Below are 25,654 nucleotides of genomic sequence, written 5' to 3' on the forward strand. Positions count from 1 at the left end.
ATCAAAAAATTTTGGATGGCACATCGCGGTCGTCCTAAGTCACAAAGCGCCGCACCCCCCTTTTCTGCGGAGCAAAACAAGCGCATTATCCTGCGCAATCGAACGCGCGAGTTTCAAAATGACAGATCAGACGATCAACACCACGACCGAGGATGACCGTCTAACACGGCCTGCTTTGATCAAAGGGTTTCGTGGCCGTTGCCCGAAATGCGGCGAGGGCAAGCTGTTGCACGGCTACCTTAAGGTCAACGATAGCTGCAGCAATTGCGGGCAAGAGCTGTTTCACCATCGGGCAGATGACGGCCCGGCCTACCTGACCATTCTGCTGGTCGGTCACCTGCTGGCCCCGGCGCTGCATGTGACATATGTCGAGTTCCGCCCCGAGCCTCTGACCATGTTCCTGATCTTTGCCATCGGATGCACGGCCCTGTCGCTGTTCCTGCTGCCCAGGTTGAAAGGCGCTATGATCGCCTATCAGTGGGCGCGCCGGATGCACGGGTTTGAAAAAGCGTAATGACCTGCGCGGACAGGCAAATCAACTTATGACAGAAGACAAATCAGCTATACGAAACGCAGCAACGGTCATCGTCCTGCGGGACCGTTTGACCGAACCATCGATCCTTATGGGGCAGCGCGGCGCAAAAGCCGTGTTCATGCCCAACAAATTCGTATTCCCCGGTGGTGCTGTTGATGCGGCGGATCGGGACATTCGCCTGGCCGCACCCATGCCCGAGCTTTGCCGCGAACGGCTGGACGAAAAGTCCGAACCTGGGCTTCAGACTGCGCTGGCCGCGGCGGCGATCCGCGAGTTGTGGGAAGAAACCGGGCTGATACTGGGTGAGCCCGGCACTTGGGGCAGTTTGGTGCCTGAGGACTGGCAGGGCTTTGCCTCCATGGGCTACCGTCCTTCGGCTGACGCTCTGCAATTCGTGTTCCGCGCAGTGACACCGCCGGGCCGCCCGCGCCGGTTCGACGCACGCTTCTTTTTGGTCGATGCCAGCGCGATTCAAGGTGACCTGGACGATTTCAGTCGCGCCTCGGATGAGCTCTCCCACCTGCAATGGGTCCCACTTGATCGCGCACGCGATCTGGATCTGCCCTTTATCACCGAGGTAGTCCTAGCCGAAATAGCGGCCCGGGTGTCAAACCCCGAGCCGCCTGCGACCGTGCCCCTCTACCTGCATACCGAGGAACAAAGCCTGTTCCTGCAGTTGAAGGGTTATCCGATGCCAGACGCGGACTAGGCGTCACTTCATCCGGCTGATCACCGTCGTTACTTCGGGCTTTTTGCCAATCTCGGCCTTGGCCGTCTGACGCACGATGCGGCGGATGGCTTCCTCCAGCTTGTCATCGTCGCGCAGAGTTTTGGCATCGGCGCGCATCAGAAACTGGTTCAGATCCTCTTCCAACACTTCGACCAGCGCGGCCTTGGAGGTTCCGATCTCGGGCAAACCCATCGTGTCGCACCACGGCTCACCCAGCGGCTCGTCTTCTTCGTCCAGTATGACCGTGACCGTCACGTGCCCATTCAGGGCCATACGAATACGATCCCGCACGATTCCGTCCAGCGCGCCAACCTTGACGGTACCGTCCAGATAAGTGCGCCCGGTTTCGATATAATCCACCACCTTGGGTTCGTTGCCATTCAGGTCCAGCATCGTGCCGTTCACGGCCAGAATACCGGTCCGACCACCGGCTTCGGCCAGCTTGGCATGTTCGCGCAAGTGACGGTGTTCCCCATGCATAGGGATCACCATCTGCGGGTCGATCAGCGCGTGAACCCTCTCAAGATCAGGACGGTTGGCGTGTCCGGACACGTGGTACAGGCCCGAGCTGTCGTCAACGACGTCCACGCCCTTTTCGCTGAGCTGGTTGATTATGAAGATCACACCGCGTTCGTTGCCAGGGATGGTTTTGGACGAAAACAGGAACAGATCGCCCTCTTTCAGTTCAATCCCGCGATATTTGCCGCGTGCCAGTTGCGCGCTGGCGGCACGGCGCTCGCCCTGACTGCCAGTCACGATCAGCATAAGGTTCTGGCGCGGCAGCTCCACCGCCTCTTCAGCGCTGACGACTTTGGGAAAATCCGAAAGGATACCGGTTTCGGTGGCCGCTTCGATCATCCGCCGCATGGCACGACCCAACAACACAACCGAACGCCCAGCCCGCGCGCCCGCCTCAGCCAGTGTCTTCACACGTGCCACATTCGAAGCAAAGGTGGTCGCGACCACCATGCCCTCGGCGCTTTCGACCAGCTTAGTAATCTCGGGGCCAACCTCGGATTCCGAGCGGCCCGCGTGGGGCGAAAACACGTTGGTGCTGTCACAGACCAGCGCCTTGACGCCAGATTTGGCAATCTCCGCCCACAGATCAGGATCGAACGGTTCACCGACCACCGGGTTCGTGTCCAATTTGAAGTCCCCGGAATGCACAATCCGGCCTTCGGGCGTGTCGATCGCAAGCGCGGCACTTTCGGGAATGGAATGCGAAACCGGCAGGAAACCCACTTTGAAGGGGCCAACCGAAATCTGCTCGGGCCAAGCTGAAACCGTCTGAACCGCGTCCTCGGGGTGGCCATGTTCTTCCATCTTGCGGCGCGCGATATTGGCTGTGAAGGCGCGCGCATAAACCTGCGCGCCCAAGGCCTCATAGCAATGCGCAATCGCGCCCACGTGATCCTCATGCGCGTGGGTCACGAACACGGCCTCCAACCGGTCAGCGCGTTCTTGCAGCCACGAGATATCGGCATGGATCAGATCAACACCGGGCGTTGTATCCATGTCCGGAAAAGTAACCCCGAGATCCACGAGGATCAGCCGTTCCTGCCCCGGCTTGCCGTAACCATAAATATAGGCGTTCATGCCAATTTCGCCGGCACCGCCCAGCGGCAGATAGATCAGTCGTTCACTGCTCATGTCGAGCCATTTTCCTTGTTATAGCGATGGATCACGGTCAGACCGTGCATCGTCAGATCGTCTTCGATCGCGTCAAACCCGACATCCGCCTGATCGAACAAAGGCGCAAGCCCGCCGGTGCCGACAACTTTCATCGGCATCCCGTATTCCTCTTTGATCCGGGCAATCAGCCCCTCGATCAAGCCGGAATAGCCCCAATACACGCCAGATTGAATGCAGCCAACCGTGTTTGTGCCGATCACCTTTTCCGGGCGGGTGATGTCGATATGCGGCAAGGCCGCTGCACCTTGGTGCAGCGCCTCAAGGCTGAGGTTCACGCCGGGCGCGATGATGCCGCCGACATAGGCCCCGTCCGAGGCGACCACGTCAAAGTTAGTCGCTGTCCCGAAATCGACAACCACCACGTCGCCGCCGTGACGGTCAAACGCGCCAACGGCGTTGGCCAAACGATCGGGTCCGGGAATGGTCCCCTCGTCAATGCGCGGTGCCACGGGCAGCAGACATTCCGGCTTGCCCACAACCAGCGGGCGGCAACCAAAGAAGCGGTCGGCAAAGATACGCAAGTTGAAGACCACGCGCGGCACAGTCGAGGCGATCACGACATCGGTGATGTCTGCGTCAATTCCATAATGTTTCACCAGCGTCGAATACCAGGTGAAATAGGCGTCCGCCGTGCGGGAATGGTGGGTCGAGGTGCGCAGCGTGCACAGGAACTGCTCGCCATCCCAGATCGAGAAAACGGTGTTGGTGTTGCCGCAGTCAATTGCCAGAAGCATCTGCGCCTCCTTTAGAAAAACACGTCCGCCGCGGGAATGCTGACGCGGCCCTTGGCGGTCTTTAGGACAAGGTTGCCCTTCGAGTCCACGGTTTCAAAGGTTCCCACCGTCTCGGAGGTTGAGGTGCGGGCGGTGATCACCTCGCCCAACATGGCGGCGCGGGACAGCCATGCGGTGCGGATCGGCTCGAACCCGTAGGTGACGAATTGAGTTTCATACCTTGCATAGGCTGCGGCCAGTTCGGTCAGAAAATCCTCGGGGATAACGGCCGCACCAGTTTCCGACAGCAGAGACACAGGACGCACGGCGCTTTGTTCGACCGCATAGGCCGGGGGCGCCTCAGAGAGGTTCACGCCGATGCCAATGGCCAGATGGGACAGCTCCCGCCCCTGACCGGTGCTTTCCAGCAAGATACCGGCCAGTTTGCCGCCGTTCAGCAGCACGTCATTGGGCCATTTCAGGGACAGCCCCGCCGTCCGCCCTGTGACCGCAACGCAGGCGTCAAACAACGCCAGCGCCGCTACAAAACTGCGCAGCGCCGCCTGTTCCGGGTTCCCCTGCGGGCGCATCAACAGGGTCGCTGCCAAATTACCTTTAGGATTGGCCCATGCCCTACCCCGCCGACCGCGTGCCGCGGTCTGGTGGTGCGCCATGATCCAGACAGGACCCGGCGCCGTTGGGGCAAGCCGGGCGGCCTCGTTCAGGGTGCTGTCGACCTCCTGCACGATGTGCAGTCCGTATCCTTGGGGCCAATCGGTCATGGCAAAAAGGCCCGGTCCGTTGACCGAGCCTCCTGCAATTGGATGTCCGACACGTCAGTTGACAAGCGTAGCCGCCGCAGCTGCTGCCGCGCCTTCGATGCCGAACTGATAGAACACGCCAACCAGCATCAGCGCAGCCGACCCCATCAGAGCCACCCACAGTACCGGCGTGGAACGTGTTTCGATCGGATCTTCGTTCTCTTCCCCGAAATACATGTAGAACACGATCCGCAGGTAATAGAACGCACCGATCACAGACGCGATGGCCGAGACGATGACCAGACCGGTCAGGCCCGCGCCGATACCCGCCTGCCAGACGCCAAACTTGGCGAAAAAGCCCAGCATCGGCGGTACGCCCGCAAGGCTGAACATCAGGATCAGAACAGCCAGCGCCTTACCCGGATCACGTTTGGAATACTGGCGCAGTGCGTCGATATCGGTGACGGGCTTGCCGTCACGCTCCATCATCAGGATGAAGGCGAAGGTACCGATATTCATGGTCACGTAGATCGCCAGATACATAAGCATCGCCTTGATGCCCAGCTCCGTACCCGCCGCTAGGCCAATCAGCGCATAGCCCATATGGGCAATCGACGAAAATGCCATCAGCCGCTTGATGTTACGCTGGCCGATCGCGGCAACCGCACCCAACAACATCGACAGCACCGATAGCAGCACGATCACCTGCTGCCAGTCCTTGACCACGCCGCCAAAAGCATCGTGCATCAGACGGGCAAACAGCGCCATCGCCGCTACTTTCGGGGCAGTGGCAAAGAAGGCGGTGATCGGCGTGGGCGAGCCTTCGTAGACGTCCGGCGTCCACATGTGGAACGGTACAGCCGAGACCTTGAACGCCAGACCCGAGATCAGGAAGATCAGGCCGAACAGCAGGCCAACCGAAATCTCTCCGTGATGGACGGTCTGTATGATGCCCGAGAACAGTGTGGTTCCGGTAAAGCCATAGACCAGCGACGCGCCATACAGCAGCAGACCCGAGCTGAGTGCGCCCAGCACAAAGTACTTCAGACCGGCTTCGGTCGATTTCGCGCTGTCACGGCGCAGGGCGGCCACGACGTAAAGGGAAAGAGACTGCAGTTCCAACCCCATATACAGCGACATCAGGTCACCGGCGCTGACCATCATCATCATGCCTACGGCGGCCAGAGCCACCAGCAACGGGTATTCGAACCGCAGCAACCCGCGACGCGACATGTAGTCCTGGCTCATCACCAGAACGGCCGCAGCGGACAGCAGAATCGCAACCTTGGCAAAGCGCGAGAAGCCGTCGTCGATGAACATGCCGTTGAAGGCCACATTGACACCATCGCCATTGGTGGCAATCCAGATGGCCAGCAGAGCCATCAGGCCAGCGGTCGACCACACAAGGATCGGCGCCAGCCCGTCTTTCACTGTATAGACAGCCCCGATCAGAGCAGCCATCGCATATACGGCCAGAACGATCTCCGGCAGGATTATTGTCAGATCAGCCTGGATCATGTCTCCAAAGCCCCCTTAATGCGAAGCGGCCGTCTGGGTCACGGCCTCAGCCGCGGCCAGAGCCGTGTCATAGTTCGAAATCAGTGCAGCGGTCGAGTTGCCGATTACATCCGTTACCAGCGACGGGTAAACACCGAGCAGGATCGTCATCACGATCAGTGGTGCGAAAATCAGCCGCTCGCGTGAGCTCATGTCGGTCATCGCCTTGAGGCTTTCCTTGATCAGATCGCCGAACACCACGCGGCGGTACAGCCACAGCGCGTAAGCCGCCGAGAAGATCACACCGGTCGCCGCCACTGCGGTCACCCAGGTGTTGACCTGGAACGCGCCCATCAGGGTCAGGAATTCACCAATAAAGCCAGAGGTGCCCGGCAGGCCAACATTGGCCATGGTGAACAGCATGAAGACCAGCGCATAAGCGGGCATCCGGATCACCAGACCTCCGTACGCGTCGATATCCCGGGTGTGCATCCGGTCATAGATCACACCAACACAGAGGAAGAGCGCGGCCGAGATGAACCCGTGGCTGAGCATCTGGAAGATCGCGCCGTCGATACCCTGCTGGTTCGCCGCAAAGATACCCATCGTCACAAAGCCCATATGCGCGACCGAGGAATATGCGATCAGCTTCTTCATATCTTCCTGCACCAGCGCCACCAGCGAGGTGTAGACCACGGCAATCGCCGACATCCACAGAACCAGATCGGTCATAACCGCCGAGCCGACAGGGAACATCGGCAGGCTGAACCGCAGGAAGCCATAGCCGCCCATCTTCAACAGGATCGCCGCCAGCACAACCGAACCCGCAGTCGGCGCCTGCACGTGCGCATCGGGCAACCAGGTATGCACCGGCCACATCGGCATCTTCACCGCAAACGAGGCAAAGAACGCCAAGAACATCAGCGTCTGCATCCCGCCGACGATATAGAAGCCAAGAACACTGAAACCTTCGGACGAGAAATGGTGGCTCATCAGAGCTTCGATGTCAGTAGTGCCCGCGTCCGCATACATGGCAACCATCGCCACCAGCATCAGCACCGAGCCGAGGAAGGTGTAGAGGAAGAACTTGAAGCTGGCGTAGATGCGATCCTTGCCGCCCCAGATGCCGATGATCAGGAACATCGGGATCAGGCCTGCCTCGAAGAACAGATAGAACAGCACCAGATCCAGCGCCATGAACACGCCCAGCATCAGCGTTTCCAGCAGAAGGAAGGCGATCATGTATTCCTTGACGCGGTCGGTGACCTGCCAGCTGGCCAAAATGGTCAGCGGCATGATGAAAGTGGTCAACAGCACGAACAGAACGCTGATGCCGTCTACGCCCATCTTGTATTTCAGGCCCAAAAGCCACTCACCCTCTTCCACCATCTGGAAGCCGGTATTGGACGGATCAAAGCCCGTATAGATGCCGATCGAGACAAGGAACGTCACCGTTGTTGCCACCAGCGCGACCCATTTCGCGTTACGCTGCGCGGCCACGTCATCGCCATGCAGGAACAGGGCCAGAATGCCTGCAGCCACTGCGGGGATGAAGGTGACGATGGAGAGGATATTATCCATTAGTGTGCGCCTCCGCCGATCGACATCCAGGTGACAAGGGCTGCGATGCCCAGAACCATCCAGAAGGCGTAAGTAAAGATGTAGCCCGTCTGCGCCTTGCCTGCGAGGCGGGTGAAGAAGGGAACAACGCCCATGGCGACACCGTTCAGGAAGCCGTCGATAGTGTTACCATCGCCGCGTTTCCACAGGAATCGGCCAAGCGCCACAGTGGGTTTGACGAAGATCGCGTCGTAGATTTCGTCAAAGTACCACTTGTTCAGCAGGAACAGGTACAGCGGCCGCTGGTTCTGCGCCAGACGTCCCGGCAGGGACGGGTTCACGATGTAGAACCAGTAGGCCATGACAAAACCCAGCACCATCGCCACGAAGGGCGAGACCTTGACCCATTTCGGAGCCGCGTGTGCGTCGTCCAGAATATGGTTGTCCGGTGCGATATAAAGCGCACCTTCACCCGGCTTGCCCACAAAGGCATAGTGGTGATCCCCACCATGCGCAGCTTCATCACCATGACCGGCGTCAGCATGTGCGGCCTCATCCCCATGGCCATCATCCGCATGAGTATCCGACGCGTGGTCGTCCTCAGCATGGGCCGCATCTGCATGTGCATCCGCCTGACCGTGATCGCCAGCCTCTGCGTGCTCGGACGCTTCGGCAACCGGAATGCCATAGAACTTGCCGACCTTGTCCGCGTGACCAAAGAAGTTGCCGTACCAGATCATGCCGGCAAAGACCGCACCCAGCGACAGCACGCCCAACGGAACCAGCATCGACATCGGGCTTTCATGCGCGTGATCATGCGTGTGCTGATCACCGCGCGGCGTGCCGTAGAAAGTCAGGAAGATCAGACGCCAGCTGTAGAACGAGGTGAACGCAGCCGCGATAACCAGCAGCCAGAAGCCATAGGCCGAGCCGCCCGCATAAGCGCTCTCAATGATGGCATCCTTGGACAGGAACCCGGCGAAACCGATTGTGGTCAGCGGAATGCCGACACCGGTGATGGCCAGTGTCCCGATCATCATCGCCCAGAAGGTATATGGGATTTTCTTCCGCAGACCGCCGTATTCTGTCATCTCTTGCTCGTGATGCATCGCGTGGATCACCGAACCAGCACCAAGGAACAGCAGCGCCTTGAAGAAGGCGTGCGTGAACAGGTGGAACATCGCGGCCGAGTACATGCCAACACCCGCAGCCACGAACATATAGCCCAGCTGCGAACAGGTCGAATAAGCGATGACGCGCTTGATGTCGGTCTGAACCAGACCCACGGTCGCGGCAAAGAATGCAGTCGAGGCACCCAGCACTGTGATAAACCCGGTCGCGCCCGGCGCGAACTCCATCAGCGGCGACATGCGGCAGACCAGGAATACCCCAGCGGTCACCATGGTTGCAGCGTGGATCAGCGCCGAAACGGGCGTCGGGCCTTCCATCGCATCCGGCAACCAAGTGTGCAGGATCAGCTGGGCCGATTTACCCATCGCACCGATGAACAGCAGCACACAAATCACCTCGATGGCGGTCCACTCACCCCACAGGAAGTGCAGTTGCGTATCCGCCAACTGCGGCGCCGAGGCAAAGATGTCAGAGAAGTTGATGCTGTCGGTCAGGAAGAACAGCGCAAAAATCCCCAGCGCAAACCCAAAGTCACCAACCCGGTTCACCACGAATGCTTTGATCGCAGCAGCGTTAGCCGATGGCTTGCGATAGTAGAAACCGATCAGCAGATAAGACGCGACGCCCACGCCCTCCCAGCCAAAGAACATCTGCACCAAGTTGTCCGCTGTCACCAGCATCAGCATGGCGAATGTGAAGAAGGACAAATAGGCAAAAAAGCGCGGCTTATAGCTTTCGCCTTCGCGCCATTGCGGATCATGATCCATATAGCCAAAGGAATACAGGTGTACGAGTGCCGAAACGGTCGTCACCACGATCAGCATGATCGCGGTCAGCCGGTCCAGGCGCACGGCCCAGCTTGTTGACAACGAGCCGCTCTCGATCCAGCGCATGATCTCTACTTGCTGGGTCACCCCGTCAAAGGTGAAGAACACAATCCACGATAGCAGACATGCCAGAAACAGCAGGCCGGTGGCGGTCCACATGGCGGCTTTCTCGCCAATGAAGCGCCAGCCAAAGCCGCAGATCAGAGCGCCCACAAGCGGGGCAAAGAGGATGGTGGTTTCCATATTCCCTTACCCCTTCATCATGTTGACGTCTTCAACCGCGATGGTGCCGCGGTTGCGGAAGAAACAGACCAGAATGGCCAGCCCGATCGCCGCCTCGGCCGCCGCAACAGTCAGTACGAACAGCGTAAACACCTGCCCGACCAGATCGCCGAGGAAGCTGGAAAAGGCCACAAGGTTGATATTCACCGCCAACAGCATCAGTTCGATGCTCATCAGCAGGATGATGACGTTCTTGCGGTTCAGGAAGAGACCGAAGATGCCGATGACGAACAGCGTCGCCGCGACCGTAAGATAGTGTTCAAGCCCGATCATCGTCTCAAAGTCCCTGCCCCGGTTTCACGTCCTTCAACTCCATCGCCTTAGCCGGATCGCGCATCATCTGGCCGACGATGTCCTGACGCTTGATGTCCTTGCGATGGCGCAGGGTCAGCACAATCGCGCCGATCATGGCCACCAGCAGGATCAGGCCCGCCAGTTGGAACAGAAGGAAGTATTGATCATAAAGAATGACGCCGAGCGCCTCGGTGTTGTGGCGATCCGCTGGAACCGGCTGCGCCAGATTGGCTGCCGCTCCCTGCGCGCTGTCCCAGGCCCCGAAGGCCATGACGAACTGCATCAGGATGACCAGACCGATCAGCAGGGCCAGCGGCATATAGCGCGCCATCTCGGCCTTCAGCTCAGCAAAGTCTACGTCCAGCATCATCACCACGAAGAGGAACAGAACCGCGACCGCGCCCACATAGACGATGATCAGCAGCATAGCCACGAACTCGGCCCCCAGCAACACGAACAGCCCTGCCGAGGACAGGAACGACAGGATCAGCCACAGCACCGAGTGCACCGGCTGGCGGCTGATCACCGTGAACAGCCCGCCGGTGATGGCGCTGATGGCAAACAGATAGAAGGCAAAGACAGTCATTGATCCTCATCCTCGTTGTCGCCCATGACCTCTTGCGCCAGATCCAGCGCGCGGGTCATGGCCGGGATGCCGGCAAAGACCGACATCTGACCGATCGTTTCCACGATCTCTTGTTTCTTTGCGCCAGCTTCCAGCGCGTGACGCACGGTCTGACGAACAGCCGAGTCCGCCTGTGCGCCCTGACAGGTCAGGCCGGCCAGAGTCAGCAGCAGGCGGGTCTTGGCATCCAGACCGTCCTTGTTGACGGCGTTGCCGAACATCATCTCCATGACTTCTTTGGGCATGGTCGGCCACAGCGCCTCGAACCCTTTGGGCGAGAAGCTTTCCATAGCCGGGTTCATCGCCTTGGCCATGTCCTGAGCTTGCTTCATCATTAGCTCGAACGGATTTGTCGGCGTGTCACTCATCGGTACGGCGCGTCCATTTCCAGATTGCGGGCGATCTCGGCTTCCCAACGCTCGCCGTTGTCCAGCAGTTTTTCCTTGTCGTAGAACAGCTCTTCGCGGGTTTCGGTGGCGAATTCGAAGTTCGGTCCTTCGACGATGGCATCGACCGGGCAAGCCTCTTGGCAGAAGCCGCAATAGATGCACTTGGTCATGTCGATGTCATAGCGCGTGGTCCGGCGGCTGCCGTCCTCGCGCGGTTCGGCGTCGATGGTGATCGCTTGCGCCGGGCAGACCGCTTCGCACAGTTTGCAGGCGATGCAACGTTCTTCACCATTCGGATAGCGGCGCAGGGCGTGTTCACCCCGGAACCGCGGGGACAGCGGGCCCTTTTCGTGCGGGTAGTTCACGGTGGCCTTGGGCGCGAAGAAATACTTCAGCCCCAGCTTCATGCCGACCCAGAAGTCCTGCAGAAGGAAGTACTTGGCGGCGCGGGTATAGTCGATTTGCGTCATGATCAGCCTCCTACGCTCCAACGCGCGAACGCGCCCCAGAACCAGTCGAATTTCGCCGCAAAGGCCACGAAGACCACCCAGACCAGTGAGAACGGCAGGAACACTTTCCAGCCCAACCGCATCAGTTGGTCGTAGCGGTAGCGGGGCGTGATTGCCTTGACCATCGCGAAGAGGAAGAAGAAGAACGCCATCTTGGCGACCATCCACAGCACACCATCAGGCAGTCCCGGGATCGGCGACAGCCAACCACCGAAGAACAGCAACGAGGTCAGCGCGCACATCAGGAAAATGGCGATGTACTCACCGGCCATGAACAGGAGGAAGGGCGTGGCCGAGTATTCGACCTGATACCCGGCAACCAGTTCCGATTCCGCTTCGGGTAGGTCGAACGGCGGGCGGTTGGTCTCGGCCAGTGCCGAAATGAAAAACAGGAACACCATCGGGAAGTGCGGCAGCCAGTACCAGCTGAAGAAGCCGAACGAGCCATCCTGCGCACGGACGATGTCACCAAAGTTCATCGAACCGGTAGAGATGATCACACCAATAATGATCAGGCCGATCGAGACCTCATAGGAAATCATCTGTGCCGCAGACCGCAGCGAGCCCAGGAACGGGTACTTTGAGTTCGACGCCCAACCGCCCATAATCACGCCATAAACTTCCAATGAAGATACGGCGAAGACATAGAGAATAGCGACGTTGATATCCGACAGAACCCAGCCATCGTTGAACGGGATCACCGCCCAGGCGATCATCGCCAAAACGAAAGAGGTAAGCGGCGCCAGCATGAACACTGTCCGGTCAGCGCCTGCCGGGATCACAACCTCTTTGACCACGTATTTCAGCGCATCTGCCACCGATTGCAGCAGGCCGTAGACGCCAACCACGTTGGGTCCACGGCGCATCTGAACAGCCGCCCAGATCTTGCGGTCGCCATAAACAAGGAACAACAGCGAGATCATCACGAACGCAACGACAGCAAGCACTTGCGCCAGAATGATGATGGCTATTCCGCCAGGGGTGTTAAAGAAATCAGCCATTGGTCCTCACACCGTGGGTATTCCGTTTTCCGCGAGCGAAGCAAAGGCCTTGTGCCTGCGCAAACTGCGGCTGGGTCGGCGCGTTGGTGTAAACAGCATCCGCTGCCATTGCGCCACCCTTAATCTTGGGTTTCACACACAAATCAGGCGCGGCGAACTGCCACCCGGCAGCCGCTTTTGCCTTTGATATGAAACAGGTCTGGTTCATTCCGCTGCGATCTTCTCGGATTTGCGGGCCTGCGCCTGCGCCGAAAGTTCGGCCATCAGTTGCGAGGCGCGCGCAATCGGGTTGGTCAGATAGAAATCCTTGACCGCGTTTCGGAAGGTCGCTTTGCCCAGAGGGCCTGCATCCAGCGCCTGAACCTCGTTCTGGGCCACTTCGTCGATGCGGGCCAGATGCGGAACTGCCTCGATCAATGCAGTGCGCAGTTGCGCCAGCGAGTCGAAGGGCAGTGTTGCGCCCAGTTCAGCCGAAAGCGCCCGCAGGATGGCCCAGTTTTCCTTGGCCTCACCCGGTGCAAATCCGGCGCGCATGGCTAACTGCGGGCGGCCTTCAGTATTCACGAACAGGCCATTTTCTTCGGTATAGGCTGCGCCCGGCAAGATCACGTCAGCACGGTGTGCGCCGCGATCGCCATGGCTGCCCTGATAGATCACAAAGGCACCATCGCCGATTTCGACCTCATCCGCGCCGAGGTTAAAGATCACGTCCGCGGCGCTGACGGCGTCCATGCCGCCTTCGTTGGTAGCATCCACATCCATTGCTCCAACGCGTGAAGCAGCAGTATGCAGAACGATCAAACCACTTTCGGTATTGGTCGCAATGGTTTGCGCAGCAGCCAGAACCGCCGCTCCATCCGCCTCTTGCAATGCGCCCTGCCCGACGATGACCAGTGAGCGCTTGCCCTTGATCTCATCATCGCCGCCCATGTCGACGACTTTCTGCAGTGCCGCGCGGTCGTCACCCATGTGGTGATATTCAAAGGTCAGATCCACCGTCGGACCAACCAGAGCGACCTCGGTCCCATGCGCCCACGCCTTGCGGATACGGGCGTTCAGAACCGGTGCTTCGTCGCGCGGGTTGGTTCCGATCAACAGGATACGTTCTGCGGTGTCGATGTCTTCGATCGCGGCAGTCCCGGCATAGGCGCCCCGATTGCCCGCTGGCAGCTTGGCGCCGTCAGTACGGCATTCGACAACACCGTCCTGCTCTTCGATCATCTGCTTCAGCGCAAACGCGGCCTCGACCGGGGCCAGATCGCCCACAATCCCGGCAGGCTTCTCAGCGCCTTTCAGCGCCTCGGCGGCTTTGGTCAACGCCTCGGGCCACGAAGCCGGGCGCAGTTTGCCGTTTTCGCGGACATAAGGCTTGTCCAGACGCTGACGACGCAGGCCGTCCCAGACAAAGCGGGTCTTGTCGCTGATCCACTCTTCGTTCACGCCGTCATGGTTGCGCGGCAGGAACCGCATTACTTCGCGCCCCTTGGTATCCACGCGGATGTTCGAGCCCAGAGCATCCATCACGTCAATGCTCTCGGTCTTGGTCAGTTCCCAAGGGCGCGCGGTGAAGGCGTACGGCTTTGAAGTCAGCGCTCCAACCGGACACAGGTCGATGATGTTGCCCTGCATGTTCGAGTCGAGCGTCTGGTTCAGATACGAGGTGATCTCGGCATCCTCACCGCGCCCGGTCTGGCCCATCTGGGTGATCCCGGCGACCTCGGTGGTAAAGCGCACACAACGGGTGCAGCTGATGCAGCGGGTCATCGCGGTGCCAACCAGCGGCCCCAGATCCAGATCATCAACCGCGCGCTTGGCTTCCTTGAAGCGCGAGCCCGACAGACCATAAGCCATTGCCTGATCCTGCAGGTCGCACTCGCCACCCTGATCACAGATCGGGCAGTCCAGCGGGTGGTTGATCAGTAGGAACTCCATCACCCCTTCGCGGGCCTTCTTGACCATGGGTGAGTTCGTCTTGACCACCGGGGCCTGCCCCTCCGGCCCCGGACGCAGATCGCGCACCTGCATGGCGCAGGAGGCCGCAGGTTTCGGCGGGCCGCCCACAACCTCAACCAGACACATCCGGCAGTTCCCGGCAATCGACAGTCGTTCGTGATAGCAGAAACGCGGCACTTCAACCCCGGCCTCTTCACAGGCCTGGATCAGGGTCATCGCACCATCGACTTCGATTTCCTGCCCGTCGATATTCACTTTGCGGAGGTCAGACATGGTCTAGTTCGCCCTCAAATACACGCCAATGGCGCTGTTTCTTTCGATTTCCTTCTGCCCCAACGTGCAGAAAGAGTTCGGATTTTCATACGTGACACCGTTTTGTGCCAGATACGCCTCGCCCTTGGCGCGCATCCGGTCCTTTTCGGTATCGGAGTCCACGTAGGCCCGGATCTCAGTGTCCGAGTATCCCAGATTGTTCGCTTTGGATTTCAGGCCCCACATCACACCAATCGCCTTCAGACGCCGTCCACTGATCGACGGGCAATACTCTGAGATCTCGTTTGCGATGGCGATGTAATAGAGTTCGTCGTCGATCTCTTTGACTTCGCGCAAGGGCGGTTTGGCTTCGGCAAGGGTCGGCAGAGCCAATACCGAGATCAATGCGAGCGTTTTCATACCAGACATGGCAAGCCCTTTCGTCTTGGGAGACCCAAGACGAAGGGCACGCGGAGCGCTATGCAATAACACCCCTCGCTTCTTGGCCTGATATGCAAAAACACGCGTCATGGCCGTTGGCAGGTTCCCGCAAATGTCAGTTTGTCGTCGCTGATACGCAGGTTCTGTGGATCGGTATCCGGACCGACTTTCCAATTGATTCTGGAAGAGCCAAAGTTCTTGATGCAGAATTTGGTGCCTTCGAACCGCCCAGCTTCCCGCGCGCCGTCCAACGAAGCAGAGACACCATTCACAACGACAGTGAAATCAGCGGGTGATACTTTTTTATCGACGGGTTTCGCCTTTGCGCGAAACGACTGACCGTCAAACAGAACTCGATTTTCGGACGGAGTGGCAATCCCGCAGGCCGATACCGCCGCAAGCCCCAAAACTGCACTCAGGAGGGCAACGCGACTGTTAAGGTGCCTGAGGCCGAACGTCCTATATTTTCCCCAAACCATCATCAGAACGCCGCCACCAGAGCCATGAGGCCCATGACGAACATGCATGCCCAACCAACGACATAAAGAACCGACCGCAAGCCGCTGTGAGGTTGACCGATACCGCGAATATGCACGAACAGCATTACCAGACGCGCCAACAGCGCGATCGAGGCCAGCAGGTTCACCCAAAACGGGTTGACCCCCATCAGGATCGCCGCGACTGTCACCGTCAGGTAAGCCGGTAGCGTCTCGGTTCCGTTCAAGTAGGCCCGGTTCAAACGATAGGCCCTGTCGGAATAATCCTGCTCGGGCGTGGCCCCCGGGGCCAATCCCTTACCCTGCTTGGCCAGGGCCGAGAACGGGGCCAGGAACAGCACGACGAGGGTGAATAGCACCACCGACGCGACTGCATGGCTGTATTCTGCGAAAACCTCCATCTAGCTCACTCCGCCGCCATCGCGCCCATGCGACCCGACTTCTGCGCTTTTATGCGATCTTCGATCTCTTCACGGAAGTTGCGGATCAGGCCCTGGATCGGCCAGGCAGCTGCATCGCCGAGCGCGCAGATCGTGTGGCCTTCGACCTGTTTGGTCACGTCGAACAGCATGTCGATCTCTTCCAACTCAGCTTCACCGCGCACGAGACGATCCATCACGCGCATCATCCAGCCGGTGCCTTCGCGGCATGGCGTGCACTGACCGCAGCTTTCGTGTTTGTAGAATTTCGACAGCCGCCAGATCGCCTTGATGATATCAGTTGACTTATCCATCACGATCACCGCAGCCGTACCCAGACCCGAGCCCAAATCGCTTCGCAAATGGTCGAAATCCATGATCGCGTCGCGCATGTTCTCACCGCGCACACACGGCACCGACGAACCGCCCGGGATCACTGCCAGAAGATTGTCCCAGCCTCCTCGGATACCACCGCAATGGGTCTCGATCAGTTGCTCAAAGGGGATCGACATCGCCTCTTCAACGACGCAGGGGTTGTTCACGTGGCCTGAGATCGCAAACAGCTTGGTGCCTGCGTTGTTTTGGCGACCGAAGCCCGCGAACCAATCGGCGCCACGGCGAAGGATGGTGGGTACAACGGCGATGGATTCAACATTGTTCACCGTGGTCGGGCAACCATAAAGTCCTGCGCCCGCCGGGAACGGAGGCTTCATCCGCGGCATACCCTTCTTGCCTTCAAGGCTTTCGATCAGGGCGGTTTCCTCACCGCAGATATACGCGCCCGCTCCATGATGCAGGAACAGATCGAAATCCCACCCCGAACCAGCAGCGTTCTTGCCCAAAAGACCTGCGTCATAGGCTTCATCAATCGCAGCCTGCAGCGCTTCACGCTCGCGGATGTATTCACCGCGCAGGTAGATATAGCAGGTATGCGCATTCATCGCGAAGGACGCGATCAGGCAACCCTCGATCAGCGTATGCGGGTCATGGCGCATGATCTCGCGGTCTTTACAAGTGCCGGGCTCGGATTCATCCGCGTTCACAACCAAGTAAGCCGGACGACCGTCGCTTTCCTTCGGCATGAACGACCATTTCAGACCGGTCGGAAAGCCCGCACCACCGCGGCCCCGCAGACCGGAGTCCTTCATCGTTTGGATGATCCAGTCACGGCCCTTTTCGATCAGGCCAGCAGTGCCGTCCCAATGCCCCCGGGCCTGCGCGCCCTTCAGCGTGCGCTCGTGCATCCCGTAGATGTTGGTAAAGATCCGGTCCTGATCCTTCAGCATCGCGTGTTACCTTCAGCTGTCCTGACGCATGCGCCAGAGTTGAAATATGTTGACGCCCGCATAGATAAATCCTGCCAGAGCGGCGAGATCGAAAAACAGCGCATGGCGCGCCGTCAGTCCCATTGCGGGGCCGATGAACATGTTCATGGCAAGCCAGATCACCATCGTCACCGCGATGACGATGCCGATATGTCGGCCCTTTCGGGCTATGGCCTGTTCCTTGTCCTTGTCCATCTCACCTTGGATGCCCCGGATGGGCACCGTCGTTTAGTCTTCGTAAGTGCCGTCTTCCTTGGCACGTTTGGCGAATTCGGTTTCTTCACCCGCCGCAAGCTTGGCCGCCTGTTCGATCCAGCCATCGCGTTCGATGCGACCTTTGAACTTCAGACGCGCATCTACCCAAGCCACCTGCTCAGGCGTCCATGCAGCAATCTGGTCGAAGTGGTAGAACCCCAGCTCGTTCAGCGTTTCTTCCAGCTTCGGCCCCACGCCTTTCAGCATCTTGAGGTCATCCGGCTTGCCATCCCGCGCCTCGGTAAGCGTTTCGGGCTGGTCTTCCTTGGCCTCTTCCGGTTCCGGTTTGGCTTTGGCCTCCGCGGCCTGCTTCACAGCCGGTTTCGGCGTTTCGGGCGCTTTCGGAGGTTTCGCAGCGGTCGAGGCACCGGCCTGCTTGCCATCCTTGCCCAGCCAAGGGGTCAGGATCGGAACCTCAGTTCCGTCAATCCGCTTGACCGTGTCGCTCAGATCCGTCGCCAGTTCGACGCTTGCGTTGTACTGAGGCTTCCCGGCCTCGTACTCGGCCAGACTGCTCAGACCTTTCAGGGGTTCCGCCGCATAACGCCCGTTCTGCGGACCCGGGGTAGGCACCTTGCCCGCCGCCAGATCGTCGACAATCTTGCCAAAGCTCTCGGCGGTCAGGTCTTCGTAATAGTCCTTGCCGATCTGCGCCATTGGCGCGTTGGTGCAAGAGCCGAGGCATTCCACCTCTTCCCAGCTCAGCTTGCCATCGGCGGACAGTTCATGCGGCTTGGCTGCGATTTTTTCCTTGCAGACTGCGATCAGGTCTTCTGCCCCGCAGATCATGCAGGAGGTCGTACCACAAACCTGAATATGCGCCACCGAACCAACCGGCTGCAGTTGGAACATGAAGTAGAACGACGCAACCTCAAGCACGCGGATATAGGCCATGCCCAGCATGTCGGCGACAGATTCAATCGCCGGACGGCTCAGCCAGCCCTCTTGTTCCTGCGCGCGCCACAGCAGCGGTATAACCGCGCTGGCCTGACGGCCTTCGGGGTATTTGGTAATCTGCGCTTCGGCCCATTGCTGGTTGGCAGCAGTAAAGGCAAAGCTTTCGGGTTGTTCGGGATGAAGACGGCGGAGCATTAGCGGTCAATCTCTCCAAATACGACGTCCATGGTGCCGATGATGGCGGCGACGTCGGCCAGTTGGTGCCCTCCGGCGACGTGGTCCATGGCTTGCAGGTGCAGGAAGCCCGGCGCGCGCAGTTTGGCACGGTAGGGTTTGTTGGTGCCGTCGGCGACCAGATAGACGCCGAACTCGCCCTTGGGGGCCTCAACGGCGGCATAGACTTCACCCGCGGGCACGTGGAAGCCTTCGGTATACAGTTTGAAGTGATGGATCAGGCTTTCCATCGAGGTCTTCATGTCCGAGCGCTTCGGCGGGGTGATTTTGCCACGAGCCAGAACATCGCCGGGGCAGTCGCGCAGCTTGGCGATGGCCTGGCGGATGATGTGCAGCGACTGGCGCATCTCTTCCATGCGGACGAGGTATCGGTCATAGCAGTCGCCGTTCTTACCAACCGGGATTTGGAATTCGAATTCGTCATAGCATTCATAAGGCTGCGCGCGGCGCAGATCCCATGCGAGACCCGACCCGCGTACCATCACGCCCGAGAAGCCGTATTTCTGGATGTCATCCTCGGTCACGACGCCGATATCGGCATTGCGCTGTTTGAAGATGCGGTTTTCGGTCAGCAACCCGTCGATGTCGTCGAGAACGGCAGGAAACTCGTGGCTCCATGTCTCGATATCGTCCAACAACTCGGGCGGCAGGTCCTGATGCACCCCGCCGGGGCGGAAATAGGCGGCGTGCAGGCGGGCACCGCAGGCACGCTCATAGAACACCATCAGCTTTTCGCGTTCCTCGAACCCCCACAAGGGCGGGGTCAGCGCGCCGACGTCCATCGCCTGCGTAGTCACGTTCAGCAGGTGGTTCAGGATGCGCCCAATCTCGGAATACAGAACCCGGATCAGCGACCCACGGCGCGGCACTTCAACCCCGGTCAGCTTTTCGATGGCCAGACACCAGGCATGTTCCTGGTTCATCGGTGCCACGTAATCCAGTCGGTCGAAATACGGCAGGTTCTGCAGATACGTCCGGCTTTCCATCAGCTTTTCGGTGCCACGGTGCAGCAGGCCGATATGCGGATCGCAACGCTCGACGATTTCACCGTCCAACTCAAGCACAAGACGCAAAACACCGTGCGCCGCAGGGTGTTGCGGGCCGAAGTTGATGTTAAAGTTGCGGATCTTCTGTTCTCCGCTCAGCGCGTCCGTGCTGCCGTCATCGTATCTTGAGCCGTCCATCAACGCCCTCGTTTGTTCTTTTTCGCCTCGGCCCGGACCCGGACCTTTTCGGCTTCAGCCGCCTTGGCAGCGGCCCCTGCAAGCAAGACGCCCAATGCGCCCAGAATGATCAGTTCGCCCATCATGTCAGCGTCGCTCCATCTCTTGCAGCTTCATCGCCATCATCCATAGCAGGACAATCACGACCGGAGAGATGATGCATGCAAACGCCCAGTTCTTGTTGATCCCGAAATGCGGCAGCAGCTTGGTCATCGGTACGACCGTCGCCACCACCAGGACAATCCAGATCAGGAACTCAAACATGATGACTACTCCTGTTTTTCATCCCCCGGCAGAATGTAATTCGCACCTTCCCATGGGGACATGAAATCGAATTGCCGGTATTCCTGCACCAGGCTGACCGGCTCGTAGACCACGCGCTTTTGCGCCTCGTCATAGCGTACTTCGGTGTAGCCGGTGGTCGGGAAATCCTTGCGCAGCGGATGGCCGCGGAAACCATAGTCGGTCAGGATGCGCCGCAGGTCCGGGTGGCCCGAGAACAGAATGCCGAACATGTCGAACACCTCACGCTCGAACCAATTGGCCGAGGGGTGTACATCCACGATCGACGGCACCATGTCTTCTTCGCGTATCGACACCCGCAAGCGGATACGCTGGTTCTGGTACATCGACAGGAAGTGATAAACCACGTCGAATCGCTTGGCGCGTTCGGGGTAGTCCACACAGGTGATGTCCACCAGGGTCGAGAACTTGCAATTCTGGTCAGACCGCAGGAATTCCACGAACTCCACAATGTTCGACGGGGCCACATCGACGTTCAGCTCACCATGGGTCACATCCCAGGACAGAACGCAATCAGCCCGTTTCAGTTCCAGCTGGGCGCCGAGTTCCTTGAGTGCTTCGCTCATCTGCCCTCTCCTCAGCGTACGATGGTGCCGGTGCGGCGGATTTTGCGTTGCAGCTGCATCAGACCGTACAGCAGCGCCTCAGCCGTCGGAGGGCATCCGGGCACGTAGATGTCCACCGGAACAACCCGGTCACAGCCACGCACCACGGAATAGGAATAGTGATAATATCCACCGCCATTCGCGCAGGACCCCATCGAGATCACATAGCGCGGTTCGGGCATCTGGTCGTAAACCTTGCGCAGCGCCGGGGCCATTTTGTTGGTCAGCGTACCGGCCACGATCATCACGTCCGACTGACGCGGGGACGCGCGCGGTGCGATACCAAACCGTTCCGCGTCATACCGCGGCATCGAGGTGTGCATCATCTCAACCGCGCAGCAGGCCAGACCGAAGGTCATCCAGTGCAGCGAACCGGTACGCGCCCAGTTGATAATGTCTTCGGTCGAGGTCAGCAGGAAGCCTTTGTCCTGCAGCTCGGCATTCAGGGCCTGGGTGGCGACTTCTTTATCGACGCCAGCGGTGTTTGCACCCGTCATCACTCCCATTCCAAGGCCCCTTTCTTCCATTCATAGGCAAAGCCGATGGTCAGCACCGCCAGGAACACCATCATGGACCAGAAACCCACGTCGCTGATGTCCTTGAAGCCGACGGCCCACGGGAACAGGAATGCGATTTCCAGATCGAAGATGATGAAGAGAATCGAAACCAGATAGAATCGGACGTCGAATTTCATCCGCGCATCGTCGAAGGCGTTGAATCCACACTCATATGCGCTGACCTTTTCAGGGTCGGGATTGCGGACGGCTACTACCACAGCAGCCAGAATCAGTACGATTCCAAGGCCCACGGCAACGGCCAGAAACACCAGAATCGGGAGGTACTCCCGCAGCAGGTCTTCCACGAATAGCTCCTTTCCTGCGCATACCCCCCAGGGACGCGCCGTCAATTGGCGTGTTGACTGGACATTCTCTATCCGTGCCGGGTCAGAGGGTCAACCGAACACAAACGCGCAGGGGCTTAATATTCCACTTGCTTCCACAAATGGAAAAAATGGCATTTTAGCGAATCTGTTTTTGCGCTGGCGGGGCCCTAAACCTGAGTATTCCATGCAGGTTTTCGTTTGTCGAAAAAGGCGCCGATGCCTTCGCTTGCCTCTTCGGTTTCCCATCGTTCGACCAGCGCCCGGATCGTTTGGTCAATCATGGCGTCGTCAATGCGCGGGCCCAGCGCCCGCACAAGATCCTTGGCCGACGCCACGGCCCCCGGCGCGCAGGACAGGTAGGGCTGGACTTCGGCCTCAACGGCATCGCCAAGACCGGCGGCAGGAACGGCTTTCGCCAATAGTCCGAGGTCCACGGCCTCGGCCGCATCGAACACCCGGGCCGACATGAACACGCGCCGCGCCCTGGCCTCGCCCATGCGGGCAATGACATAGGGGCCAATTGTTGCCGGAATCAGGCCCAACCGTGTTTCGGTGAGCGCCATCTTTATCCCGTCTGCACCAATCGCCACATCACAAACTGCCGTCAGCCCGATCCCGCCTCCGAAAGCATTGCCTTGAAGCGCTCCGATCAAAGGCTTTGGCATCGTATTTAGAGCCTGCAACATCTCGGCCAACTTGCGCGCCTCGGTAAATCGCGTTTCAAGATCGGCGGCCATCTGGGCCTGCATCCAGCCAAGATCGGCTCCGGCACAAAAGCTTTTACCTGCACCGGTCAGAACCACGACCCGGACCGTCTCGTCCGCCCCCAACTGCGTCGCCGCCTCTGTCAGCTCGGAAATCATCTGCGCCGACATCGCGTTGTGTTTTTCCGGACGGTCGAGCGTCAGAGTCGCCACACCGCGTGCATCCCGCGTCACCGAGATTGTTTCGAACATCGCCCTTTACTCCGCTCGCATTGCTCGGGCCATCTGAGCGGCCTCTTCGACAGCTGCAAGATCAATACCGGTCTGATATCCCAGCCGCTCCAGATGTGCGACGACGGCCTCGGTCGCGACATTGCCAGAGGCACCCGGCGCGTAAGGACAACCGCCCAACCCTCCGACTGCCGAGTCGAAGGTCCGGACGCCCAGCGCCAGCGCGGCGTCAATATTGTCGATGGCGCGGCCATTGGTGTCATGGAAGTGGCCCGCCAACCGAGTTACAGGCACACGCTCCCGCACGGCCAACAACATATGCGCGATGGTATCCGGCGTCCCCTGTCCGATGGTGTCGCCCAACGAGACCTCATAGCAGCCAAGCGCGAACAGCTGGTCCGCAACCTCGGCCACCTTCTCGGGCGGGGTCGGGCCGTCATAGGGGCAGTCGGTCACGCAAGAGACATACCCGCGCACGGGCAGATCAATATGGCGGGCAGCCTCGAGGATCGGAGTGAACCGATCGATGGATTCTTCAATCGTGGCATTGATATTGGCTTTCGAAAACCCTTCGGAGGCCGAGGCAAACACTGCGATCTCATCCGCTTTGGCCGCTAGTGCGTCCTCATACCCGCGCATATTCGGCGTCAGCGCGGCATAGCGCACCCCGTCCGCTCGGTTGATCCCAGCCAGAACCTCGGCACTGCCCGCCATCTGCGGAACCCATTTGGGTGAGACGAAACTGGCCACTTCGATCCGATTGAACCCGGCACGGCTGAGGCAGTCGATCAGGGCGACCTTCTCGGACACAGGAATTTCACGCTGTTCGTTTTGCAGGCCATCGCGTGGCCCCGCCTCGAAAATCTCGACCCGTTCGTCCATTGCAGCGCTCCTCCCGGTTTCGTTTCCAACATGTTGACCCGACTGTGCCACGCGAAGCAGCGCAGGAACAGGCTACTCCTCTTCCAACCGAACCAAGGCGGCGCCAGCCTCAACCTGCGCACCGTCGTCGGTCAGAACCTCGGCCACTATCCCATCACGGGCAGCCAGCAGCGAATGCTCCATCTTCATGGCCTCCAAGATGGCCAATCGATCCCCCTCTTTCACCGCCTGCCCAACCGAGGCAAACACTGCTTTCACCAGCCCCGGCATGGGGGCTTCGATCGCATTGGTATCGCCAGCTGCACTGGTGTCACGGTCCAGAGGGTCGACGACATTGAAAGCCCGCCCATAGTTATCAAACACGGTGATCCGTGATCCTGCCACCACAACGCGCGGCATGGGCGCACCACCAATCGACCAAGCCCCACCGCTGCGTTCCGCGATGAGGGTTTCCTCACCGACCTGCCATACCTGCCGGTTTGGACCTTCAACCTGCACATCCAGATCAATCATCTCGTCAGCCATCAACTGCACGGCTCGATGCAACGGGGCCCACAGAGAGAAGCCTGTCTCGTCAGAAGTCTCGACCAGCCTCAGCGCCGTCATCGCGGCGGCCACGCATGTTGCAGCAGAGGCTGAGGCGTCCTGTGTCAGCCCGTCCAAATCCCGGCCGATTAGTCCGGTATCCACATCCCCTGCCGCAAATCCCTGATGCCTGGTCAGCGCGCCAAGAAAAGCCAGATTGGTCACGGTGCCCGCCACTTCGGTCTGACACAGGGCGCGGTGCAATTGCTCCAACGCGACAGCGCGTGTTGGGCCGTGGACGATGACCTTGGCAATCATAGGGTCGTACCACGGGCTGATCGTATCCCCCGCGCGCACGCCGCTGTCGGCGCGGCACGCTTGCGGGAATTGCAAATGCGTCAGTGTGCCGGTCGCAGGCAGGAATCCCTTTGGCACGTCCTCAGCATAAAGCCGGGCCTCAAAAGCATGGCCATTGATTACCAAGTCGTCCTGCGATTTCGGCAACGTCTCACCCGAGGCGACCCGCAATTGCCATTCAACCAGATCAACGCCAGTGATTGCCTCAGTGACCGGATGTTCGACCTGCAGGCGCGTGTTCATCTCCATGAACCAGAAACGATCCGGGCGCAGCCCTTCCGAAGCATCTACGATGAATTCAACCGTCCCTGCCCCTTTGTAGCCAATCGCCTCAGCCGCGCGCACGCCCGCCTGCCCCATCGCCTCGCGCATTTCGGACGTCATGCCGGGAGCCGGAGCTTCTTCGATCACTTTCTGGTGCCGCCGTTGCAGCGAGCAGTCGCGTTCAAACAGATGCACGGCATGGGTGCCGTCGCCAAATACCTGTACCTCGATATGGCGGGGTTTGGCGACGAACTTCTCGACCAACACTGCGTCATTGCCAAAGGCAGTGCGAGCCTCGCTGCGTGCGCTGTCCAGAGCCGAGGCAAAATCCTCGGGACGTTCGACCAGACGCATCCCCTTGCCGCCACCTCCAGCTACGGCCTTGATAAGGACCGGATAGCCGATCGTGTCTGCCGCCCCGGCCAGATGCTCGGGGTCCTGATTGTCGCCATGATAACCAGGCACGACGGGCACGCCCGCCTGCTCCATCACCACCTTGGCCGCGTCCTTGAGGCCCATCTGGCGGATCGCATTCGCCGAGGGGCCGATAAAGGTCAGACCTGCAGCCTCAACCGCGTCCACGAATTCGGGGTTTTCGGACAGAAAACCGTAACCCGGATGGATCGCCTGCGCGCCCGTTTCCAGCGCCGCTTGAATGATCACGTCACCTTTCAGGTAACTCTCTGCGGGGGCCGCCGCACCGATATGCACGGCCTCATCCGCCATCTGCACATGCTTGGCCGTAGCATCCGCGTCCGAGTAAACCGCAACACAGGCCACCCCCATCTTTTGAGCGGTTTCCATCACGCGACAGGCGATCTCACCCCGGTTGGCAATCAGGATTTTGTTAAACATGTC

Annotated in this window: 28 protein-coding genes; 2 read left to right on the forward strand and 26 right to left on the reverse strand. The window is 59.5% G+C overall.

What is annotated here, in order from left to right:
- The first annotated feature begins 118 nt into the window (after positions 1-118).
- Complete coding sequence (locus GOW98_RS09635) at positions 119-514, forward strand: DUF983 domain-containing protein (protein ID WP_170331417.1); 396 nt, start codon at positions 119-121, stop codon at positions 512-514.
- 28 nt (positions 515-542) lie between these two features.
- A complete protein-coding gene (locus GOW98_RS09640) occupies positions 543-1,244 on the forward strand; it encodes an NUDIX hydrolase (protein ID WP_170331419.1) in 702 nt (233 codons plus the stop codon).
- Positions 1,245-1,247: 3 nt separating this feature from the next.
- Here GOW98_RS09640 and GOW98_RS09645 read toward each other — a convergent pair whose 3' ends face one another.
- The 26 genes from GOW98_RS09645 to GOW98_RS09765 all read right to left on the reverse strand — a co-directional run bounded on the left by GOW98_RS09645 (position 1,248) and on the right by GOW98_RS09765 (position 25,651).
- Positions 1,248-2,915: a ribonuclease J gene (locus GOW98_RS09645; RefSeq protein ID WP_170331421.1), complete on the reverse strand. Its 1,668-nt coding sequence runs from the start codon at positions 2,913-2,915 to the stop codon at positions 1,248-1,250.
- Entirely contained in the window at positions 2,912-3,691 is a 780-nt protein-coding gene (locus GOW98_RS09650; protein ID WP_170331423.1) for a type III pantothenate kinase, read from the reverse strand. Before GOW98_RS09650 ends, GOW98_RS09645 begins: the two co-directional genes overlap by 4 nt.
- A gap of 11 nt (positions 3,692-3,702) precedes the next feature.
- Entirely contained in the window at positions 3,703-4,452 is a 750-nt protein-coding gene (locus tag GOW98_RS09655; RefSeq protein ID WP_170331426.1) for a biotin--[acetyl-CoA-carboxylase] ligase, read from the reverse strand.
- Positions 4,453-4,506: 54 nt separating this feature from the next.
- Positions 4,507-5,949, reverse strand: coding sequence for an NADH-quinone oxidoreductase subunit NuoN (nuoN, locus tag GOW98_RS09660; RefSeq protein WP_170331429.1), 1,443 nt, complete (start codon positions 5,947-5,949; stop codon positions 4,507-4,509).
- A gap of 15 nt (positions 5,950-5,964) precedes the next feature.
- The gene (locus GOW98_RS09665) at positions 5,965-7,509 is read right to left on the reverse strand and encodes an NADH-quinone oxidoreductase subunit M (RefSeq protein WP_170331431.1); all 1,545 of its coding nucleotides are present in this window, start codon (positions 7,507-7,509) and stop codon (positions 5,965-5,967) included.
- Positions 7,509-9,689, reverse strand: a complete 2,181-nt coding sequence (gene nuoL, locus GOW98_RS09670; RefSeq protein WP_170331433.1) for an NADH-quinone oxidoreductase subunit L — start codon at positions 9,687-9,689, stop codon at positions 7,509-7,511. The genes GOW98_RS09665 and nuoL overlap by 1 nt, the downstream gene beginning before the upstream one ends.
- A gap of 6 nt (positions 9,690-9,695) precedes the next feature.
- Positions 9,696-10,001 carry an NADH-quinone oxidoreductase subunit NuoK gene (gene nuoK / locus GOW98_RS09675; protein WP_005984024.1) on the reverse strand — a complete coding sequence of 102 codons (306 nt, stop codon included), beginning with the start codon at positions 9,999-10,001 and terminating at the stop codon, positions 9,696-9,698.
- Positions 10,002-10,005: 4 nt separating this feature from the next.
- The gene (locus GOW98_RS09680; RefSeq protein WP_170331435.1) at positions 10,006-10,608 is read right to left on the reverse strand and encodes an NADH-quinone oxidoreductase subunit J; all 603 of its coding nucleotides are present in this window, start codon (positions 10,606-10,608) and stop codon (positions 10,006-10,008) included.
- Positions 10,605-11,015: a carboxymuconolactone decarboxylase family protein gene (locus tag GOW98_RS09685; RefSeq protein ID WP_170331437.1), complete on the reverse strand. Its 411-nt coding sequence runs from the start codon at positions 11,013-11,015 to the stop codon at positions 10,605-10,607. The genes GOW98_RS09680 and GOW98_RS09685 overlap by 4 nt, the downstream gene beginning before the upstream one ends.
- Positions 11,012-11,506 (reverse strand): NADH-quinone oxidoreductase subunit NuoI, encoded by a 495-nt coding sequence (gene nuoI, locus GOW98_RS09690; protein WP_170331439.1) that lies wholly within the window; start codon positions 11,504-11,506, stop codon positions 11,012-11,014. Before nuoI ends, GOW98_RS09685 begins: the two co-directional genes overlap by 4 nt.
- A gap of 2 nt (positions 11,507-11,508) precedes the next feature.
- A complete protein-coding gene (nuoH, locus tag GOW98_RS09695; protein ID WP_170331441.1) occupies positions 11,509-12,546 on the reverse strand; it encodes an NADH-quinone oxidoreductase subunit NuoH in 1,038 nt (345 codons plus the stop codon).
- Between the two features lie 204 nt (positions 12,547-12,750).
- Positions 12,751-14,772, reverse strand: a complete 2,022-nt coding sequence (nuoG, locus tag GOW98_RS09700) for an NADH-quinone oxidoreductase subunit NuoG (RefSeq protein ID WP_170331444.1) — start codon at positions 14,770-14,772, stop codon at positions 12,751-12,753.
- A gap of 3 nt (positions 14,773-14,775) precedes the next feature.
- On the reverse strand, positions 14,776-15,180 hold the full coding sequence (locus tag GOW98_RS09705; RefSeq protein WP_254437967.1) for a DUF5333 domain-containing protein: 405 nt from the start codon (positions 15,178-15,180) through the stop codon (positions 14,776-14,778).
- A gap of 493 nt (positions 15,181-15,673) precedes the next feature.
- On the reverse strand, positions 15,674-16,090 hold the full coding sequence (locus GOW98_RS09710) for an MAPEG family protein (protein ID WP_170331448.1): 417 nt from the start codon (positions 16,088-16,090) through the stop codon (positions 15,674-15,676).
- Positions 16,091-16,095: 5 nt separating this feature from the next.
- The gene (gene nuoF / locus GOW98_RS09715) at positions 16,096-17,394 is read right to left on the reverse strand and encodes an NADH-quinone oxidoreductase subunit NuoF (RefSeq protein WP_170331450.1); all 1,299 of its coding nucleotides are present in this window, start codon (positions 17,392-17,394) and stop codon (positions 16,096-16,098) included.
- A 12-nt stretch (positions 17,395-17,406) separates the two neighbouring features.
- Positions 17,407-17,628 carry a DUF5337 domain-containing protein gene (locus GOW98_RS09720; RefSeq protein ID WP_170331956.1) on the reverse strand — a complete coding sequence of 74 codons (222 nt, stop codon included), beginning with the start codon at positions 17,626-17,628 and terminating at the stop codon, positions 17,407-17,409.
- Positions 17,629-17,661: 33 nt separating this feature from the next.
- Positions 17,662-18,780 carry an NADH-quinone oxidoreductase subunit NuoE gene (nuoE, locus tag GOW98_RS09725; protein ID WP_170331452.1) on the reverse strand — a complete coding sequence of 373 codons (1,119 nt, stop codon included), beginning with the start codon at positions 18,778-18,780 and terminating at the stop codon, positions 17,662-17,664.
- Positions 18,780-20,003: an NADH-quinone oxidoreductase subunit D gene (locus GOW98_RS09730; RefSeq protein ID WP_170331454.1), complete on the reverse strand. Its 1,224-nt coding sequence runs from the start codon at positions 20,001-20,003 to the stop codon at positions 18,780-18,782. The genes nuoE and GOW98_RS09730 overlap by 1 nt, the downstream gene beginning before the upstream one ends.
- Positions 20,003-20,125, reverse strand: a complete 123-nt coding sequence (locus tag GOW98_RS26065) for a hypothetical protein (RefSeq protein WP_302479263.1) — start codon at positions 20,123-20,125, stop codon at positions 20,003-20,005. Before GOW98_RS26065 ends, GOW98_RS09730 begins: the two co-directional genes overlap by 1 nt.
- 4 nt (positions 20,126-20,129) lie before the next feature.
- Entirely contained in the window at positions 20,130-20,306 is a 177-nt protein-coding gene (locus tag GOW98_RS09735) for a hypothetical protein (protein ID WP_170325676.1), read from the reverse strand.
- Between the two features lie 5 nt (positions 20,307-20,311).
- Positions 20,312-20,911 carry an NADH-quinone oxidoreductase subunit C gene (locus tag GOW98_RS09740; protein ID WP_170331456.1) on the reverse strand — a complete coding sequence of 200 codons (600 nt, stop codon included), beginning with the start codon at positions 20,909-20,911 and terminating at the stop codon, positions 20,312-20,314.
- 11 nt (positions 20,912-20,922) lie between these two features.
- On the reverse strand, positions 20,923-21,456 hold the full coding sequence (locus tag GOW98_RS09745) for a NuoB/complex I 20 kDa subunit family protein (RefSeq protein ID WP_010442777.1): 534 nt from the start codon (positions 21,454-21,456) through the stop codon (positions 20,923-20,925).
- Positions 21,447-21,812, reverse strand: a complete 366-nt coding sequence (locus tag GOW98_RS09750) for an NADH-quinone oxidoreductase subunit A (protein WP_170331458.1) — start codon at positions 21,810-21,812, stop codon at positions 21,447-21,449. Before GOW98_RS09750 ends, GOW98_RS09745 begins: the two co-directional genes overlap by 10 nt.
- Before the next feature lie 188 nt (positions 21,813-22,000).
- The gene (locus GOW98_RS09755; RefSeq protein ID WP_170331460.1) at positions 22,001-22,789 is read right to left on the reverse strand and encodes a crotonase/enoyl-CoA hydratase family protein; all 789 of its coding nucleotides are present in this window, start codon (positions 22,787-22,789) and stop codon (positions 22,001-22,003) included.
- 6 nt (positions 22,790-22,795) lie between these two features.
- Positions 22,796-23,650 (reverse strand): hydroxymethylglutaryl-CoA lyase, encoded by an 855-nt coding sequence (locus GOW98_RS09760; RefSeq protein WP_170331462.1) that lies wholly within the window; start codon positions 23,648-23,650, stop codon positions 22,796-22,798.
- Between the two features lie 72 nt (positions 23,651-23,722).
- Entirely contained in the window at positions 23,723-25,651 is a 1,929-nt protein-coding gene (locus GOW98_RS09765) for an acetyl/propionyl/methylcrotonyl-CoA carboxylase subunit alpha (RefSeq protein WP_170331465.1), read from the reverse strand.
- Between the last annotated feature and the right edge of the window lie 3 nt (positions 25,652-25,654).

The organism is Ruegeria arenilitoris, from assembly GCF_013032445.1.
GTDB classification, from domain to species: Bacteria; Pseudomonadota; Alphaproteobacteria; order Rhodobacterales; family Rhodobacteraceae; genus Ruegeria; species Ruegeria arenilitoris_F.